Source organism: Roseomonas sp. CCTCC AB2023176, assembly GCF_042259275.1.
In the GTDB taxonomy this organism is placed as follows: domain Bacteria; phylum Pseudomonadota; class Alphaproteobacteria; order Acetobacterales; family Acetobacteraceae; genus Roseomonas.
The window spans coordinates 2,102,908-2,120,015 of the sequence record NZ_CP170086.1 but is presented as its reverse complement, the minus strand read 5'-3'; the positions used below and the strand labels follow the sequence as shown (position 1 = coordinate 2,120,015).

Genomic DNA, 17,108 nt, shown 5'->3' with positions numbered 1-17,108 from the left:
AACCCCGCGCCGCGCCCCGCGCTTCTCTCCGGAGCAGCCGAGGGAAGGAGCCCCGTGCCCTTCTCCCACGCGCCCTTCTCCCCCGCGCCCTTGTCCAAGGATGATCCCCTCCTCGCCGCCGAGCCGGCATGGGCGCTCGAGCGCCTGGCCTTCGCGCTCGACGTCGCGGATGTCGTGGGCTGCTGGGACTGGGACGTCGCGCGGGACCGCGTCGTCGCCGATGCCCGCTTCTGCCGGCTCTTCGGCGTGTCCGAGGAGGAAGGCGCTCACGGGGTTCCCATCGCCGCCTTCCTCGCGGCCATGCACCCCGACGACCGCTCGCCGGTGCAGGCCACGATCGAGGAGGCACTCCGTGAAGACCGCCTCTACCGCGCGGAGTACCGCGTCGTGCAGCCCGACGGCTCCGTGCGATGGGTCCTGGCCCGTGGACGCGCGCTCCGCGACACCGCGAGGAACTCGATCCGCTTCCCCGGCGTCGCCGTGGACATCACGGACCGCAAGCAGGCCGAAGCCGCGTTGATCGAGAGCGAATCGCGCTTCCGCACCATCGCCGACGCGATGCCGCAGATCGTCTGGTCCACCCGGGCCGATGGTCACCACGACTACTACAACCGCCGCTGGTACGAGGTCACGGGCACCAAGCCCGGGGAGACGGACGGTGCGGGCTGGGCCGGCATCTTTCACCCGGACGACCAGCCGGAAGCCTGGCGGCGCTGGAACCACTCCCTCTCGACAGGCGAACCCTATGAAGTGGAGTACCGCCTTCGCCTGGCCGACGGCCGCTGGCGCTGGTTCCTCGGCCGCGCCGTCCCCGTGCGCGACGAAGCCGGCGCCATCACCCGCTGGTTCGGCACCTGCACCGACATCCACGACATGCGCCGCGCCGCGGAGGAACGGGAGCTCCTCAGTCACGAGCTGTCGCACCGGATCAAGAACATCTTCTCCGTCACTGCCTCGCTCGTCTCGCTCGCGGCGCGGCGGCATCCGGAGGCCCTGGCCTTCGCCGCCGACCTGCGCCGCCGGATCGAGGCGCTGGGCCACGCGCATGAATTCGCGCGCCCGCACAGCAAGGACAGCCGCCCTGGCCTCGGCCGGGGCACGCTCTTCGCCTTCCTGCGGGAACTCCTGGCACCCTATGCGGGCGGGGTGGAGGGGCGCCTGCGCCTGGACGGCGAGGACCAGATCTTCGACGACGGTGCGGCCACGCCGCTCGCGCTGCTGTTCCACGAACTCGCGACGAACGCCGCGAAATACGGCGCCTTCTCCGACCCGGTCGGCCACGTCGCGATCGACGTACGCCCGGACGGAGACGAGCTGCTGTTGACTTGGCGCGAAGGCGGCGGCCCCCGCGTCGGCGGCCCGCCGGCCCGCGATGGCTTCGGCACCCAGATCGCGACGCTCAGCGTCCAGGGCCAGCTCTCCGGCCGCGTGGAGCGACGCTGGTTACCGGATGGGCTGGAGGTGGAGGTACGCGTTCCCGCGGGGGCGCTGCGACGGCGTCGCGCCGTCCTCGGCCGGGCGGGGCAGGATCCGTAGGTCGTTCGGCACCGGCAGCGGCCGGCCCGCCCGCATCGCCAGAGCGAAGTTCACCGTGTCCTTGAGACTCTGCTCGGTGTAGGGCTTGGGGAGGATGCCGACCGGGCCTTCGATCCCGACCGCGGCCTGGCGGGGATTGGCCGTGAGGTGCACGACGGTGATGCCGAAGCTCCCCGCCAGTTCCCGCCCGAGCGCGGGGCCGGATGGGCCGTCGCGCAGGTTCAGGTCCACCAGGGCTAGTTCCACCTCGCCCGGACGCTCGGCCGCGGCGGCCCGCGCCGTCGCGGAGTCCGCGGCGACGGCCACGACGTCCAGGCCCATGGCCTGGAGCGTGTGCGAAAGATCCAGCGCGATCAGGATCTCGTCTTCGACGATCAATACGCGATCCGGCATGGGACATCACGCTGGTTTGTGGATGAGGTCTGGTGAACGGCCGCCGGCATCACGCGGTTGCGATCCGGACGCGGAACGTCAGGCGCCTTGCGACGGGTGCGACACGCGCCAGATCGTCACGTTCCGCTCGTCGTGGTCCTCCAGTTCCCGGCTGGTCGGGACGAGGTGGCGCGAGAGCGGTTCCAGGCCGTGCCTCGGCAGGTAGGCGCGGCCGGGATCGGCGAGCCAGACTTCGGCGCCAGCAGTGGCCATCGCGCGCAGCCACGGCAGGACGTGGTTCGTCATCGGCGCCTCATAGCAGACGTCGCCGGCGAGGATGCGGTCCCAGCGGCACGGCGAGCCAACCACGTCGCCTGGGGCCTCCGTGACCACCACGCCGTTCAGGCGCGCGTTCAGACGGGTCGCGGCATGGGCAAGGGGGTCGAGTTCCGCTGCCTCCACGGCCGCGGCCCCCGCCATGGCCGCCGCGATCGCCGCCAGCCCGCCGCCTGCCGCGAAGTCCAGCACGCGCAGCCCCGCGACGCGGGACGGTTCATCCAGCACGTAGCGGGCGAGGGCCTGGCTGCCCGGCCAGGCGAAGGCCCAGAAGGGCGGCTCGATCCCCTCCTCGCCCAGCCAGGCCTCCGTCGCCTGCCAGATCGGCGTGATCTCCGTCGCGAGGTGCAGCGCGACCTCCGGCACCAGGGGCGGCCGCGCGACGACGGTGTTCGCCGCGACGAAGGCCTCCGCGTCTCTCACACCCGGCCGAGCAGCAACGCCAGCGCGATCAGCAGCCCCGCGTCGCGGTTCGACCGGAACAGCCGCAGGCAGGCGGCAGGATCGGTGATGTCGAGGCGGCGGACCTGCCAGGCGAAATGGGCGGCCGGCAGCGCGAGACCCGCAAGGAACAGCGGGTTCAGCCCGGCCGATAGCCCGGCGGCCGCCAGCAGCGCGACCGTCCCGCCGAAGACGCCGATCAGGAAGGGTCGCGTCCGCTGCCCCAGCGTGCGCGCGGAGGAGCGGATGCCCACGAGGGCATCGTCGTCCCGGTCCTGGTGTGCGTAGATCGTGTCGTAGCCGAGGATCCAGCAGAAGCCCGCGAGCCACAGCAGCAGCCCGGGCATGGTCAGCGCCCCCGTCGCGGCCACCCACCCCATCGGCGCGGCGTAGGAGAAGACGACGCCCAGCACCGCCTGCGGCCAGTCCGTGACACGCTTCGCGAGCGGGTAGAGCGCGATCGGGACGAGCACGGCGAAGCCCAGCCAGACCGCGGTCGTCGGCAGTTGCAGCAGGACCGCGAGGCCGATGCAGCACAGCAGCACGAGGAAGCCGAGGGCCCCGCGCACCGACACCGCGCCGGAGGCCAGTGGCCGGCCTCGCGTCCGCTCCACCTGCCGGTCCAGGTCGCGATCCCACAGGTCGTTCACGACGCAGCCCGCGCCGCGCATCGCCACGGCCCCGATCGCGAAGAGGAGGGTCAGCCACGCCGCCCGTCCCGCGCTCGGCGCCGCCGCCGCGAAGGCCCAGAGCCCCGGCAGGAACAGCAGCCACGATCCGATCGGCCGGTCCAGCCGCATCAGCAGTGCGTAGGGGACGAGGGCGGGCGGCAACCAGCGGGCCGCGCCTTCCGCCCGGATGTCGGTGTAGGAGGTCACGGACCGCACGAAGCCCGGAACGTCCCTCGATGTCCATCCCGCGCCTGTTCACCGAGAGCGACCTGGTCGCGGGCCAGGCCGTCCCCGCCTCGGGACGCTACCTCGGCGGCGTGCTGCGGCGGGGGGTGGGGGATCCGGTAACCCTGTTCAACGGCCGGGACGGGGAGTGGCGCGGCCGCATCGCCCATCTCCGCAAGGACGACGCGGCCGTGGTGCCGGAGGAACGGGTGCGCCCCCAGGTCGCGCCGTCCGGCCCCGTGCTGCTCATGGCCGCCGTCAAGCGCGACGCGATGGAATGGGTCGTCGAGAAGGCGACGGAACTCGGCGTTCGCGCCATCCGCCCCGTCCTCACCGCCCGCGCCGTGCCGGACCGCGTCAACGCGACCCGCCTGACCCTCATCGCCCGCGAGGCCGCGGAGCAATGCGAGCGCCTGGACGTGCCGGAGGTCGGCGAGGCGGTCCCGCTGCACGCCGCCCTCGACCGATGGGACGGCACGCCCTTGCTGGTCGCCGCCGAACGCCGCGGCGCCGCGCCGCTGGCCGATGCAGTGGGGAACGCCCCAGCCATGCCCGCCCTGCTCGTCGGACCCGAGGGAGGGTTCACGATTCAGGAACTTGACGCCCTGACCCGCCATCCCTTTGTTGCAGCCGCGTCGCTCGGCCCCCGAATCCTGCGGGCCGAGACCGCCGCGGTCGCCGCGCTCGCGGTGATCCAGGCGTTGCGGGGCGACTGGGCCGGCCGGTGATGCGCTGGCTTGTGGGGGAATCGGGGTTGGAAAACGCGCATGTCTAACCCCGGCGAGGCCGATCCCACGCCGGTCACCGGCCTTCGCGACCTCGCCGCCTGGTTCGCGGCGGGCAGCAAGCCGCGCGACGCCTGGCGCGTCGGGACGGAGCACGAGAAGATCGGCTACCGCTTCGCCGACCTCTCCCCGCCGGCCTACGAGACGGATTCGGCCGGGCGTGGCGGGATCGGCGCGATCCTCGACGCCCTGGCCGCGCGGGGCTGGGAACCGATCCTCGACACGGGACGCACGATCGGCCTGACGAAAGACGGCGCCTCGATCTCCCTCGAACCGGGCGGGCAGTTCGAGCTGTCCGGCGCACCCGTTGCGTCCCTGCATGCCATGTCGGCCGAGCTGGACTCGCACCTGACGGGACTTCGCGAGGTCGCGGAGCCCATGGGCATCGGCTTTGCTGGCATCGGCTTCCACCCGCTCGCCACGCGCGAATCCATGCCGTGGATGCCCAAGACCCGCTACGCCATCATGCGGAACTACATGCCCCGGGTCGGGGACATGGGCCTCGACATGATGCTGCGCACCGCGACCGTGCAGGCCAACCTCGACTTCGGGGATGAGGCGGACATGGTGGAGAAGCTGCGCGTCTCCCTCGCGCTGCAGCCGCTCGCGACCGCCCTCTTCGCCAACTCCCCCTTCCGCGAAGGCCAGCCGACGGAATACCGCACCCTCCGCGGCCATGTCTGGAGCCGCACGGACCCCGACCGCACCGGCATCCCCGCCGTCGTCTTCGAGGACGGTTTCGGCTTCGAACGCTTCTCCGAGTTCGTGCTGGACGTTCCCATGTACTTCGTCATGCGCGACGGCCGCTTCGTGGACGCGACCAACGCCACCTTCCGCCAGTTCATGGCGCACGGCCTGCCCGGCCAGCCGGAGGTCCGTGCGACCATGGGCGACTGGGCGGACCACGTGACGACGGTCTTCACGGACGTGCGGCTCAAGCGCTTCCTGGAGATGCGCGGGGCCGATGTCGGCGCGACGCCCGCCATGATCGCGGCGCTCCCCGCCTTCTGGGTCGGGCTGATCTACGACGATGCCGCGCAGAAGGCCGCGCGCGCCCTGACCCGTGACTGGTCCGTCGCCCAGCTTCACGCCATGCGCGCCGACGTACCGACGCGGGCCCTGGACGCCATGATCGGCGGACGCACGCTGCGGGAGGTGGCGGTGGACGTCCTCGCCATCGCGCGCGACGGCCTGCGCGCGCGGGGCTTGGGGGAGGAACGCTACCTCGACCCGCTCGACGCCATCGCGGCGAGCGGCGAGACGCAGGCCGATGCCTGGCTGCGCCTCAACGCCGGCTCCTGGGGCGGCGACGTGTCCCGGGTGTTCGGGGAAGCGGCCTTGTGAGCGCGGCGGAGGCCCCGAAGGTGCGACTGACCCCAGCGGAGATCGCCGCGGTCAAGCGCATCGTGACGGAGGTCTTCGGTCCCGAGGCGACCGTCCGCGTCTTCGGATCGCGCGCCCGCCTGGACGTGCGGGGCGGCGACCTCGACCTCCTCGTCGAGGTGCCGCGCGCTGTGCCCGACGACCTGTGCTGGCAGGCGCAGGGACGCATCGAGCGTGCGCTCGACGACCTCTCGACCGATCTGATCGTCCGCTCCCGCGACCGCGAACCGCTGCGCATCGAGTGCGTGGCGGCGGAAACCGGTATCCCACTGTGACCGGCTTGGCCGACGCGGTCGTGACGGCCGAACACCTCGCTGCCCGCCTGCGCCGGTCCTTCGATTGGCTGTCGCCCCACCTGCCGCTGGACGCCGAAGCCCTGGCGCGGCTCGACGCCGCCCAGCCGGAGTTCCTGGACGCCTTCCTCCTCCGCTTCGAGAACCTGACGAACCACCTGCAGGAATCCGTCTTCCGCGGCATCGTCGTCGAGGTTGAGGAACGAGACCCGACGCGCATGTCGCGGCGCGACGTCGTCGAACTCATGGACCGCCTGCGCTACGTTCCTTCGGCCGACGCCTTCCGCGAGGCTGGCAAGGTCCGCAACATTCCCTCGCACGTCTATCCTGACGAGCCGGCCGTATCGGCCGCGATCCTCCACCGCGCCGCCGCCTCGGTGCCCATTCTGCTGGACACGGTTGCGATGCTGCCGCGCGGCACGTAGCGGTCCGCGCCCGCGCCTATCTTCCCGCCTGCTCCGGCAGCGCCTTTCGCATATGGACCCGCCTGAACCCGTCCTCCTTCCGCCGCTCGACCTCGACGAAGCCGGCGCGCGCGTAGATGCGGAGGTTCCGCTCCATCCGCTCGTTCGTGCACAGCCGAACGTCGCGGAACCCGCGCCGCCGCGCCTCCTCCTCCACGAAGGACAGCAGCGCGCGGCCGATCCCGCCACCGTGCAGGGACGGTTCCGCCGCAAGGTTCTCGATCCACAGGTGGTCCGGCGCGTCCTCGAGGATCGCCAGCGCGGCGATCGCGCCATCGCGTTCCAGCACGAAGGCCCCGCCGGCCGCGATGCGCGCGGCGAAGTCGTCGTCCATCGGTGCGGGGCGTCGGCCGATGACCGGCACGTAATCGGCATAGGCGCGCTCGGTCAGCGCGCGCAGGGCCTCCGCCTCCTCCGGCCGGGCGCGACGCATCATCCCGCGATCACCAGCGCCGCGCCGGACACGGTCGCCAGCAGCAGGATCGCCCAGCGGAGACGCGGCCCCACGAGCCAGCGCCGCGCCGGCCCGGACAGAGCCGCGCCGAGCGCCAGTCCGGGTAGCAAGGCCACGGCCATCCACAGATCCCCCGGATGGATGCGTCCCGCCGGAAGCGCGATCACCAGGATCGTCCCATAGGCGATCATCCAGAACAGCCCGAGGAACCCGCGCACCGCCTGGGCCGTCATCCCCGTCACCGCCAGCCCCATCAGCGGTCCATGCGTCCCGGCGATCCCGCCCATGGCACCGGACACCGCCGCCGCGGCGGCCAGCGTCGGACCCGTCGGCCGCAGCGGCGGGACCAGCAGCGACAGCGCGACGGCGACCAGCACCACCACGCCGCAGCCACGGCGCGATCCCAGTTCCGGCCAGGCCACCGCCAGCCCCATCCCGACGACGGTCCCCGCGACGACACCGAGTACCGAAGGCAGCAGCACCCCCTTCGGCACGGAGGCCGCATTCGACCGCCACTGGCCGAACAGCAGCACGATCCCCGCCGCCGCAAAGGGCACGGGGACCAGCCGCGGGTCCACCGCCAGCAGCAGCGACGCCCCGACCAGCCCGAAGCCGATCCCCGCCGCCAATTGCACGACCGTCGCCGCGGCCATCGCGAGGTTGGCGAGGGCGATGCCCGCGAGCGTCGTCACCGCCTCACCCCACCGCCACCAGCAGGCCGCCCGCGAAGGTTGCGACCGTTAGGATCGCGATCCGCAGCCGCGGCCCGACGAGCCAGCGCCGCGCCGGAGGCGAGGCGAGGGCCCCGACCGCCATCCCCGGCAGGAGCGAGGCTGCCAGCAGCCAGGTCCCGGAATCCGCCCGCCCCGCCGGGAAGGCCAGCAGCAGCACCGAGGCCTGCGCGACGAGGTAGAAGGCGCCGAGAAACCCGCGCAGCGCCCGCGCCGGCAGGCCCGAGACGGCCAACCCGATCAGCGGCCCGTGCACCGCCGCGATCCCTCCCATGACGCCGGAGGCGAATCCCTTCCCCGCCAGCAGCCGGGTGCTGGTCCGCAGTGTCGGCACCGCCAGCGTCAGCACGACGCAGAGCAGGATGACCACGCCGCAGCCCCGCCGCGACCCCACCGCCGGCTGCCAGGCGGCGAGCGCCATGCCGGCCGCGGTGCCGAGGAGCAGCGCCGTCGTCGCCGGCAGCAGCAGCCCGCGCGGCACCTCCCCCGCATCGGCACGCCACTGGTAGAACAGCACGGGCAGCGCCGAGGCCGCGAAGGGCCCGGGCACCAGCCTTGGGTCGATCAGCAGCAGCAGCGGCGCGCCGACCATCGCGAAGCCGAGGCCGACCGACAGCTGCACGACCGTCGCGACCGCGATCGCCGCGTTCGCGAGCCCCAGCCGGAGAGGGTCGAGCACCCGTCCGGGTGCTCAGACCGCCGTCCCGCCGATCGTCAGCCCCGTCATCTTCAGCGTCGGCTGCCCCACGCCCACCGGCACGCCCTGGCCCTGCTTGCCGCAGACCCCGATCCCCGGATCGAGCGACATGTCGTTGCCGATCATCGTGACGTTCGTCAGCGCCGTCGGCCCGTCGCCGATGAGCGTCGCACCCTTCACCGGCGCGCCGATCTTCCCGTCCTCGATCTTGTAGGCCTCGGACGCCGAGAACACGAACTTGCCCGACGTGATGTCCACCTGCCCCCCGCCGAAGTTCACGGCGTAGATCCCGCGCTTGACGGACCGGATGATCTCCTCCGGCGAATGCTGGCCACCCAGCATCACCGTATTGGTCATCCGGGGCATGGGGACATGCGCGTGGCTCTGTCGCCGCCCGTTGCCGGTAGGCCGCACGCCCATCAGCCGCGCGTTCTGCCTGTCCTGGATGAAGCCGGTCAGGATGCCGTCCTCGATCATGACGGTGCGGCCCGACGGCGTGCCCTCGTCGTCTACCGTCAGCGAACCGCGGCGGTCGGGGATCGTCCCGTCATCCACCACCGTCACGCCGGGGGAGGCCACGCGCTGCCCCATCAGCCCCGCGAAGGCCGATGTCCCCTTGCGGTTGAAGTCGCCCTCCAGCCCGTGGCCGATCGCCTCGTGCAACAGGATGCCCGGCCAGCCCGGGCCGAGCACGACCTCCATCTCGCCCGCCGGGGCCGCGACGGAATCGAGGTTCAGCACGGCCTGCCGCAGCGCCTCGTCCACCGCCGCGCGCCAGGTCGCGGCGGAGGTCACGCGGTCATACCCGAAGCGCCCGCCGGTGCCGTAAGACCCCGTCTCCCGCCGCCCGTTCGCCTCGACGACGACGGAGACGGAGAGCCGCACCAGCGGCCGCAGGTCCGCGACCTCACGCCCGTCGGGGCGGGAAATCCGCACCGCCTGCCATTCCCCCGACAGCGACGCCATCACCTGCACCACGCGGGGATCGAGCCCGCGCGCATAGGCGTCCATCTCCGCCAGCAGCGCCGCCTTCGCCGGGAAGTCCATCGCACCCAGCGGGTTCGCCGCGTCGTAGAGCCGCGCATTCGTCGCCCGCGGCCCCTCGGCCACGACGACGGCACGCTCCCCCGGCAGCCCGCGCACCGCCTCCGCCGCGCGCTTCAGCGCGGGCGCCGTGATCTCCCCCGCATGGGCATAGGCCGCCGCGGCGCCACGGACCGCGCGCAGGCCGAAGCCGCGCGTCGTGTCGAAGGACGCGGAGCGGATGCGCCCGTCCTCCAGGCTCGTCACCTCGCTCTCCCGGTATTCGAGGAACAGTTCCCCGTCCTCGCTCCCGTCCAGCGCGTGTGCGGTGATGCGCGCCGCCTCCGCCGGGTCCACTTCCCGGAAGAACAGCCGCCCCGTCGTCTCAAGCGCGGTCTCCAGCGCCGTCTCGCCCGTCATGCCAACTCTCCGTCCTTCACGTCCTGCGCCGCGGGCACGTCCTGCGCCGCGGGCACGTCCTGCGCCGCGGGCTGGGCCGCTTCCGCCCGCATCCGCAGCACCGCCGTCGTTCCCGCGCCCGGCGCGCTCTCCAGCGCCAGGTCCATGCCCATGGCCGTCGTCAGCGCCCGCGCCAGGTACAACCCCAGCCCGGATCCCGCGAAGCGCCGGTTCAGCCCGCTCTCCAACTGGGTGAAGGCCTCGAAGGCGCGGGGGACCTGGGAGGGCTCCATGCCGATCCCCGTATCCGCGATCCGCGCCACCACCGCCTCGCCCTCGGCCGCCGCGGTCACCCGCACCATCCCGCCCGCCGGCGTGAACTTCACCGCGTTGGACAGCAGCGCGTCCACCACCTGCCGCAGCCGCCGCTGATCCCCCTTACCTGGGGAAGCCGCCGCGGCACGTCCAGCGTCAGCGTCAGCCCCGCCTCCTCCACCGCGCCCGCCAAGTCGGCCGCCGCGGCCCGCAGCACCGGCGCCGGATCGAAGGCCGGGCCGCCCACCGCGTCCTCCCCCGCTTCGACGCGCGTCGCCGCCAGGATCCCGTCCACGAGGCTCAGCAGCGTCCGCCCCGCCGAGAGCACCTCCGCCGCATGCGCCCGCATCCGGTCGGGCCGCGTCTCCTCCAGGATCGCCTCGGAGAAGCCGATCACCGCGTTCAGCGGGGTCCGCAACTCATGCGTCACGGCCGCGAGGAAGCCGGACTTGGCGCGGGATGCCCCCTCCGCCACGTCGCGCGCCCGCTCCAGTTCCGCCCGCGCCTCGTATTCCTCCGTCACGTCGCGGTAGGTGCGGATGAACCCGCCATCCGGCGTGGGGTCTGTCCGGACTTCCAGCAGCGACCCGTCCGGCCGCCGCCGGACGTAGCGCCGCGGCAGGTTCCCGATCGTGGTGGACGACCGGGCGACGTATTCCAGCGCGGTCGGCGTGTCCGGTGCCCCGAACTCCCGTACCGCAAGTTGCAGGCGGCGCAGCTCGTCCAGCGACAGCCCGGGCCGCATCTCCTCCGGGGACAGGCCGGACAGCCGCGCCGCCAGCGCGTTGCAGGCGATCAGGATGCCCGCGCTGTCGAACAGCGCCACCCCGTCCTTCTGGTTGTCGAGCATGTCGCGCAGCGTCGTCGCGCGCCGCTCCGCCTCCCGCTCGGCACGGTGCCGCGCGGTGATGTCCGTCATGACGGTGATGTGCCCGCCATCCGGCAGCCGGCCCGCGCGCACCGACAGGACCGTCCCGTTCGGCCGGATCCTGATGCGGTCGAAGGCCGGGTCGCCCTCCTCCAGCGCGCGCATCACGGCGGCCGGCGCCTCCGCGTCGTACTCGTCCTCCGCCAGGCGCCGCGCCACGATCTCGTCATGGTGCTCGCCGACCCTCACCTCGGACCCCGCCATGATCCGCTGGTAGGCCGCGTTCACCATCGCGACGCGCCGGTCCGGCCCGTACACGCAGACCCCGTGCGGCAGCGCCGCCAGCACCGCGTCGAGCATCGCCGCGCGGCGCCGCACCTCGTCCTCCGCGCGGCGGAGCGGCGTGATCTCGTCCACCTCGACGAGGTGCCCGCCCTCCGGGAAGGGGCTGGACCGCGTCCACAGCACCGCCCCGTCCGGACGCCGGCGCTCGACCGAACGCGCCCCGCGGAGCCCCCCGCGGCAGGTCGGCCATCTGCTCCGGCGTCAGGTTCACGAGCTGCCCCGCGGCCTCCAGCACCTCGAAGACCTCGGCCAGCGCCATGCCGAGGCGGAGCGACCCCGGCGGGAAGCCGGTGAGGCTGCGATAGGCCGAATTGAAGTAGCGCAGCCGCCCCTTGTGGTCGTACTCCGCGACGCCGCTCGACAGGCGCTGCAGGATGTTGTCGAGCAGCGCGGCCCGCGCGATGGCCTCCGGCTCGGTCCGGTGCAGGTCGGTGACGTCCACCGACAGGCTGACCGACCCGCCGCCGGGGAGCGGCTCGCTCCGCAACTCGTGCCAGCGCCCCGCGACGTTGCGCGCAAGGCGGTGCCGGGACCGGCCGCGGTCCAGGACCAGGCCCTCCCGAACCCGGGTCGCCGCGTCGCCGGGCCCGTAATGGCCGGCCCTGGCCATGACGGTGATCACCTGCTCCAGCGTGGAGCCGGCCGGCAGGGCGGGCACGTCCTCGCCCGCCTGCCGCCACATCGCGGGATTGGCGTAGAGCAGCCGCCCGTCCGCGTCATAGGCCGCGACCCCGGCCGGCAGCGAGTCGAGTAGCGCCCGCAGCCGCTCCTCGGACACGGTCCCGGCGGGACCCCCGCTCACATCACGCGGTCCGGCGGACTCGTGCGCGCCGCACGCTCCGCCAGGCTCGGCGCCGGCGCGGCGCGCGGCACCGGCCGCGGCGCGCGCAGGGAATGCAGCAGCAGCAGCACCGCCGCCAGCACGCCCACCGCCACGGTCTGGTGCAGCGTGCCGAGCCAGACGGGCACGACGTGGACGAGCGTCGCGACACCCAGCGCGTACTGCGCCGCGACCACGCCGCCGAGGATCAACCCCGCCGTCCGCACCCGCCCCCGCGGCACCGCGCGGATGACGCGCCAAGCCAGCACCAGCGCCGCCACGCCCGCGAGCGTCGCGAGGAGCCGGTGATTGAACTGCACCGCCGCGAGGTTCTCGACGAGGTTGCGCGGGAAGGGCGACAGGTCCGCATAGCCCGGCGGGACCAGCGCCCCGTCCATCAGCGGGAAGGTGTTGTAGGTGAAGCCCGCCTTGGTCCCCGCCACGAACCCGCCCGCGAGCATCGCGAGCGCCAGCAGCCCCGCCGTCGCGTGCGCCATTCCCCGCAGCGGCGCCGCCGCCGGCGGCGCGTTCCGCATCGGCCGCAACAGCGTCAGCGCGGTCCAGACCAGCATCGAGAACAGCACGAGCGCGAGGCCCAGGTGGATCACCAGCCGCCAGGGGGACACGGCGGTCCGGTCCGCCTGGAAGCCCGAGGCCACCATGAACCACCCGACCGCACCCTGGAGCCCGCCGAGCACGAGCAGCAGCACCATCCGCCGCCCGTAGCCCTGGGGGATCGCGCGCCGCCACGCGAACCACGCCAGCCCGCCCGCGAAGACCAGCCCGATCAGCCGCCCCCAGAAGCGGTGGATCCATTCCAGCCAGAAGATTTCCTTGAACCCCTCCAGCCCGAAGCCGGCGTTCACCAGCCGGTACTGCGGGATAGTGCGGTAGAGATCGTAGAGCCGGTTCCACTCGGCCTCCGACAGCGGCGGCAGGAAGCCGGACAGCGGCGCCCATTCCATGATGGACAGGCCCGACCCCGTCAGACGCGTCGCCCCGCCGATCGCGACCATCACCCAGACCATGCCGGCAACGGTCAGCAGCCAGAACGCGACCGCGCGCCGCTTCCCGTCAGGGGCGGTCGCGGTTCCGAAGGCGGAAGAAGCGGCGTCGAAGGGCATGCGGTCCGGGCGGTGCGGGGGTACCGCGGGACTTGGGGCGACAACCGCGGCCTCACAACATGCGGCCGAATGCGGGGGGAGGAAACCACCTCCGCGCCGCGCGACGGTCACCTGTCGGGGATCGTCCCCGCGACGCCGGCCGATGACGCGCCCCGCCGGCCGCGTGGTGCCTGGCCTGCGCGCAGCCCCTGTCGAGTGGGCCGCCGCTCTTGGCCCGTAACCTCGGCCCGGCCCCGTCGGGACGGATCTCTGCCGGACGGACCGCCGCAGGAACGCCCCTGGCAGGAGTGACCTCGGCAGCAAGGCTTCCGGCGGGACGGACCACGGCGGGAGGGACTTGGAAGGACGGAAACGGGCAGGACGGACCCGCCCCCTGCCACCACCCGCCCGGCCCGCGCGGCCCGCCCGGGTGGACGCCCCCGGCGCCCCCTGCTACCCCCCGCCGCCGCATGCCCGGGCCATCGCCTGCCACCGGCCCCGCACCCCGTGATGGAGGGTCCGAGGGCCCCGGCGCCCTCCCCTCCCTCTCCGTCGTGATCCCCCTGCGGAACGAGGCCGCCAACATCGGCCCGTTGCTCGCCGAGATCGCCGCCGCCCTCGGCCCGGCGCCGCACGAGGTCCTCTGCGTGGATGACGGCTCCTCGGACGGGACAGCGGATGCCGTCCAGGCCGCCGCCGCCGCCGCGCCCGCGCATGGCCCCGTCCGTCTCCTCCGCCATGCCGAATCCTGCGGCCAGTCCGCCGCCGTCGCCACGGGCATCCGCCACGCCCGCGCGGCCTGGATCGGGACGCTGGACGGCGACGGCCAGAACGACCCCGCCGACCTCCCCCGCCTCTGGGACCGCGCCCGCGCCGAGGGCGGGCCAATCATGGTCGCGGGCTGGCGCACCACCCGGCGCGACACGAGGATCAAGCGCCTCTCCTCCCGCGTCGCCAACCGCGTGCGATCCCGACTGCTCGGCGACGCCACGCCGGATTCCGGCTGCGGCCTGAAGGTCTTCCCGCGCGACCTCTTCCTCGCCCTCCCGCATTTCGACCACATGCACCGCTTCCTGCCGGCCCTCGTCATCCGGGCCGGCGGCCGCGTCGTCAGCGAACCCGTCGGCCACCGCCCCCGCATGCGCGGCCGGTCCAACTACGGCACGCTCGACCGGCTGGCCGTGGGCCTCGTGGACCTGCTCGGCGTCGCCTGGCTCCAGCGCCGGGCGAAACGCCCCACCCTCGTCCCGTGACCGCGGCCACCCCGTCCGGCGCCGGACCGTCCGGCCTGCGCGCCGCCCTGCGCCTCGGCGTCATGGCGGTCGGCCTCGCCCTCGCCGGCTGGATCGTCCGCACCCTCGGCGTCGCCCCGGGCACGGACACGGGCATGGCCTGGGTGGACACCTTCATCCGGGGACAGGGCCTCTGGGGCGAGGCGATCTTCGTCGCGATCGGCGGCGCGGCCACCGCCGCCGGCCTGCCGCGCCAGGCCGTCGCCTTCCTCGGCGGCTACGCCTTCGGCGCGGGGGAGGGGATCGCCTGGTCGCTCCTCGCCCAACTCCTGGGCTGCGCCGCCTCCTTCGCCTGGGCCCGCCTCGTCGGCCGGGCCTGGGCGGAACGTCGCCTCCAGGGCCGCTTCGGCCGCCGCCTCCGCCCGCTGCGCGACCGACTGGCCCGCAATACCTTCGGCGCGACCCTCGCCATCCGGCTCCTGCCGGTCGGGAACAACCTCGCCCTCAACCTGCTCGCGGGAATCGGGGGCATCCGCCTCGCCCCCTACCTCGCGGCGTCCGCGATCGGCTACCTGCCGCAGACCCTCGTCTTCGCGCTGCTCGGCGACGGCGTCGCGGTGGACCGCACGGCGCAACTCGTCCTCGGCGGCGCCCTCTTCGTCGTCTCCGTCATCCTCGGCCTCTGGCTCCTCCGCCGTGGCGCCGCCGAGGACGACCCCTCACCCCTGCAGCAGCCGTAGCAGCCGCCCGAGCATCTCCCGCACGTCGAAGCCAGGCGGCGGGGGCGGCGCGCTTCCCGCCGGCACGCGGGACCGGAAGCGGGCCAGCGCCGGCCCCGTGTCGGACACCCGGATCTCCACCGGCTCCCGCATCGCCTGCGCCTCAGGCACCAGCAGCCCGGTGATGCGCACCAGCGCCCGGTCCGCCGCCGGCAGTTCGGTCGCGGCACGCGCCAGGTCCGCATCCCGCGGCGCGCAGACGAGCGAGCGCCCCTCCAGCGTGCAGGGCATGTCGTAGAACCGGTTCGGCGGGAAGCGCAGCTGCGCCGTTCCCGTCACCGCCAGCACGCCGCGCGCCGCGCCCTCCAGCGTCAGGTCCCGCGCCGTCACGGCCGGCACCAGCCGCCCGCCCCGATCCACCACCTCTAGCGCCAGCGCCGCGTGGCCGGGGGCAGCGGGCTCCACCGGCTGCCGGTGCAGCATCCGGCACTCCGCCGTGTCGGTCATGCGGTCCTGGAAGCAGGTCAGCAGCCAGGGCCCGAAGGTCTCCGTCCCCCCGGCGGCCGACTGCGCCGCGGCGACCCCGGGCAGGAGGAGCACGGCGAGCAAGGGCAGGGCGGCGGGGCGTGGCATGCCACCCCAGATAGGGGCACGGCGATCGGCCGACGAGGATCCCGCCCCCACCCGCCCCGGACCGAGGACCCGCCCGATGCCCAGGCCCCCCGACGCCCCGCCCGAGACCCACGCCGCCCTGCGCCGCCTCTTCGCCGGCGGCCCCGTGCCGGAGGCCTGGTTTGCCCCCGCCTTCCTCTCCGCCTTCCCCGCCGGCGGCGTCGAGGCCATCGTCGCCCGCCTCCTCCGCGACCACGGCCCGGCGGGGGAGATCACGGGCGACGCCGCCGAACCGACCGTCCACCTCGCCCGCGCCGAGGTGCCCGTCACCATCAGGCTCGACCCGGCGGGACGCATCGCGGGCATTCTCTTCCGCTCAGCCGTCCCGCGCGGCGGGCTGGAGGAGCAGGTGCTCGCCATCGCCGCGCTGCCCGGCCGCAGCGCCCTCCTCGTCACGACGGGGGAGGCGGTGCGGGCCGCCCATGCGCCGGACGCCGTCCTCGCGGTCGGCTCGGCCTTCAAGCTCGCCCTGCTCCGCGCCGTGCGCGACGCGGTGCGGGCGGGACGGATCGCCTGGGACACGGTGCTGCACCTCGACCCCGCCCTCCGGTCGCTCCCCTCCGGCATCCTCCAGGACTGGCCCGACGGCGCGCCGGTCACGGTCGCGACCCTCGCCAACCTCGCGATCTCGCTCAGCGACAACACCGCGACGGACGCCCTGATCCACCTCGTCGGGCGCGACGCCCTGGAGGCGCTGTCCCCCCACGACCGCCCCTTCCCCACGACGCGCGAGTTCTTCGCCCTGCGCGATCCCGGGAACGCCGCGCTGCTCCGGGAATGGACGGCGGCCGGCCCGGAGGCCCGCCTTGCGCTCCTGCCCCGCCTTGCGCCCCTGCCCCTCCCCAAGCCGCCGCCCGACCTCATCGTGGACGCGGACATCGGCTGGTTCGCGAGCGCGGAAGACCTCCTCGGGCACCTCCGGGCCGTCGCGGACCTGCCCGCGCCCTGCATCAACCCTGGCCCCGTCGAGCGCGGTCCGTGGCGGCGCGTCGCCTACAAGGGCGGGTCGCTCCCCGGCGTGCTCTGCCTCGCGGCGCTCCTGACCGGGCAGGACGGCCGCCAGCACGGCCTCGTCGCCACCTGGAATGACGCGGAGGCGCTGGAGGCCGACCGCCTCATCGGCCCGTTCCGTGCCATCGCCGCCCTTCTCGCCGCAGAGGACAGGGCCACGGAAGACGGGGCCGCGGTGGACGGGTGACGGCGCCGGCGGCACCCCATCTCCGC

At 74.0% G+C, this 17,108-nt stretch carries 20 protein-coding genes; 8 read left to right on the top strand and 12 right to left on the bottom strand.

Annotated features, from left to right (window positions below; all coding sequences use genetic code 11):
* Positions 1–54 precede the first annotated feature (54 nt).
* Positions 55–1,536, top strand: a complete 1,482-nt coding sequence (locus ACE7GA_RS10635; protein WP_376099205.1) for a sensor histidine kinase — start codon at positions 55–57, stop codon at positions 1,534–1,536.
* Here the strand turns inward: ACE7GA_RS10635 and ACE7GA_RS10630 are convergent.
* The 3 genes from ACE7GA_RS10630 to ubiA all read right to left on the bottom strand — a co-directional run bounded on the left by ACE7GA_RS10630 (position 1,444) and on the right by ubiA (position 3,563).
* On the bottom strand, positions 1,444–1,929 hold the full coding sequence (locus ACE7GA_RS10630) for a response regulator (protein ID WP_376099203.1): 486 nt from the start codon (positions 1,927–1,929) through the stop codon (positions 1,444–1,446). The two genes, ACE7GA_RS10635 and ACE7GA_RS10630, sit on opposite strands and share 93 nt — an antisense overlap.
* A 78-nt stretch (positions 1,930–2,007) precedes the next feature.
* Complete coding sequence (locus tag ACE7GA_RS10625; RefSeq protein WP_376099201.1) at positions 2,008–2,667, bottom strand: methyltransferase; 660 nt, start codon at positions 2,665–2,667, stop codon at positions 2,008–2,010.
* Positions 2,664–3,563: a 4-hydroxybenzoate octaprenyltransferase gene (ubiA, locus tag ACE7GA_RS10620; RefSeq protein WP_376099199.1), complete on the bottom strand. Its 900-nt coding sequence runs from the start codon at positions 3,561–3,563 to the stop codon at positions 2,664–2,666. Before ubiA ends, ACE7GA_RS10625 begins: the two co-directional genes overlap by 4 nt.
* 29 nt (positions 3,564–3,592) lie before the next feature.
* Here ubiA and ACE7GA_RS10615 point away from each other — a divergent pair, with 29 nt between their 5' ends.
* The 4 genes from ACE7GA_RS10615 to ACE7GA_RS10600 are packed head-to-tail and all read left to right on the top strand — an operon-like array spanning position 3,593 to position 6,467.
* On the top strand, positions 3,593–4,309 hold the full coding sequence (locus ACE7GA_RS10615; RefSeq protein WP_376099197.1) for a 16S rRNA (uracil(1498)-N(3))-methyltransferase: 717 nt from the start codon (positions 3,593–3,595) through the stop codon (positions 4,307–4,309).
* A 39-nt stretch (positions 4,310–4,348) separates the two neighbouring features.
* A complete protein-coding gene (locus ACE7GA_RS10610) occupies positions 4,349–5,710 on the top strand; it encodes a glutamate--cysteine ligase (RefSeq protein ID WP_376099195.1) in 1,362 nt (453 codons plus the stop codon).
* Positions 5,711–5,730: 20 nt separating this feature from the next.
* The gene (locus tag ACE7GA_RS10605; RefSeq protein ID WP_376099193.1) at positions 5,731–6,024 is read left to right on the top strand and encodes a nucleotidyltransferase domain-containing protein; all 294 of its coding nucleotides are present in this window, start codon (positions 5,731–5,733) and stop codon (positions 6,022–6,024) included.
* Between the two features lie 5 nt (positions 6,025–6,029).
* Positions 6,030–6,467, top strand: coding sequence for a hypothetical protein (locus ACE7GA_RS10600; protein ID WP_376099191.1), 438 nt, complete (start codon positions 6,030–6,032; stop codon positions 6,465–6,467).
* 16 nt (positions 6,468–6,483) lie between these two features.
* On the opposite strand, the gene ACE7GA_RS10595 is transcribed toward ACE7GA_RS10600, so the two are convergent.
* Genes ACE7GA_RS10595 through ACE7GA_RS10560 form a run of 8 tightly spaced genes read right to left on the bottom strand, consistent with a single transcriptional unit; the run spans position 6,484 to position 13,282 of the window.
* Entirely contained in the window at positions 6,484–6,942 is a 459-nt protein-coding gene (locus tag ACE7GA_RS10595) for a GNAT family N-acetyltransferase (RefSeq protein WP_376099189.1), read from the bottom strand.
* Entirely contained in the window at positions 6,939–7,652 is a 714-nt protein-coding gene (locus ACE7GA_RS10590) for a hypothetical protein (RefSeq protein ID WP_376099187.1), read from the bottom strand. The genes ACE7GA_RS10595 and ACE7GA_RS10590 overlap by 4 nt, the downstream gene beginning before the upstream one ends.
* Positions 7,653–7,656: 4 nt before the next feature.
* Positions 7,657–8,370, bottom strand: coding sequence for a TSUP family transporter (locus ACE7GA_RS10585; protein WP_376099185.1), 714 nt, complete (start codon positions 8,368–8,370; stop codon positions 7,657–7,659).
* A gap of 12 nt (positions 8,371–8,382) precedes the next feature.
* A complete protein-coding gene (gene tldD / locus ACE7GA_RS10580; RefSeq protein ID WP_376099183.1) occupies positions 8,383–9,831 on the bottom strand; it encodes a metalloprotease TldD in 1,449 nt (482 codons plus the stop codon).
* The gene (locus tag ACE7GA_RS10575; protein WP_376099181.1) at positions 9,828–10,220 is read right to left on the bottom strand and encodes an ATP-binding protein; all 393 of its coding nucleotides are present in this window, start codon (positions 10,218–10,220) and stop codon (positions 9,828–9,830) included. Before ACE7GA_RS10575 ends, tldD begins: the two co-directional genes overlap by 4 nt.
* A complete protein-coding gene (locus ACE7GA_RS10570; RefSeq protein WP_376100213.1) occupies positions 10,193–11,284 on the bottom strand; it encodes a PAS-domain containing protein in 1,092 nt (363 codons plus the stop codon). Before ACE7GA_RS10570 ends, ACE7GA_RS10575 begins: the two co-directional genes overlap by 28 nt.
* Entirely contained in the window at positions 11,220–12,116 is an 897-nt protein-coding gene (locus ACE7GA_RS10565; protein ID WP_376099179.1) for a PAS-domain containing protein, read from the bottom strand. The genes ACE7GA_RS10570 and ACE7GA_RS10565 overlap by 65 nt, the downstream gene beginning before the upstream one ends.
* 20 nt (positions 12,117–12,136) lie before the next feature.
* Positions 12,137–13,282, bottom strand: a complete 1,146-nt coding sequence (locus tag ACE7GA_RS10560; protein ID WP_376099177.1) for a COX15/CtaA family protein — start codon at positions 13,280–13,282, stop codon at positions 12,137–12,139.
* A gap of 449 nt (positions 13,283–13,731) precedes the next feature.
* Between ACE7GA_RS10560 and ACE7GA_RS10555 the strand changes: the two genes are divergently transcribed.
* Positions 13,732–14,514, top strand: a complete 783-nt coding sequence (locus ACE7GA_RS10555; protein WP_376099175.1) for a glycosyltransferase family 2 protein — start codon at positions 13,732–13,734, stop codon at positions 14,512–14,514.
* The gene (locus ACE7GA_RS10550) at positions 14,511–15,233 is read left to right on the top strand and encodes a TVP38/TMEM64 family protein (RefSeq protein ID WP_376099173.1); all 723 of its coding nucleotides are present in this window, start codon (positions 14,511–14,513) and stop codon (positions 15,231–15,233) included. Before ACE7GA_RS10555 ends, ACE7GA_RS10550 begins: the two co-directional genes overlap by 4 nt.
* Here ACE7GA_RS10550 and ACE7GA_RS10545 read toward each other — a convergent pair.
* Entirely contained in the window at positions 15,213–15,845 is a 633-nt protein-coding gene (locus tag ACE7GA_RS10545) for a hypothetical protein (protein ID WP_376099171.1), read from the bottom strand. The genes ACE7GA_RS10550 and ACE7GA_RS10545 overlap by 21 nt on opposite strands.
* Positions 15,846–15,921: 76 nt before the next feature.
* Here ACE7GA_RS10545 and ACE7GA_RS10540 point away from each other — a divergent pair, with 76 nt between their 5' ends.
* Positions 15,922–17,082 carry a serine hydrolase gene (locus tag ACE7GA_RS10540; RefSeq protein WP_376099169.1) on the top strand — a complete coding sequence of 387 codons (1,161 nt, stop codon included), beginning with the start codon at positions 15,922–15,924 and terminating at the stop codon, positions 17,080–17,082.
* Positions 17,083–17,108: the final 26 nt, after the last annotated feature.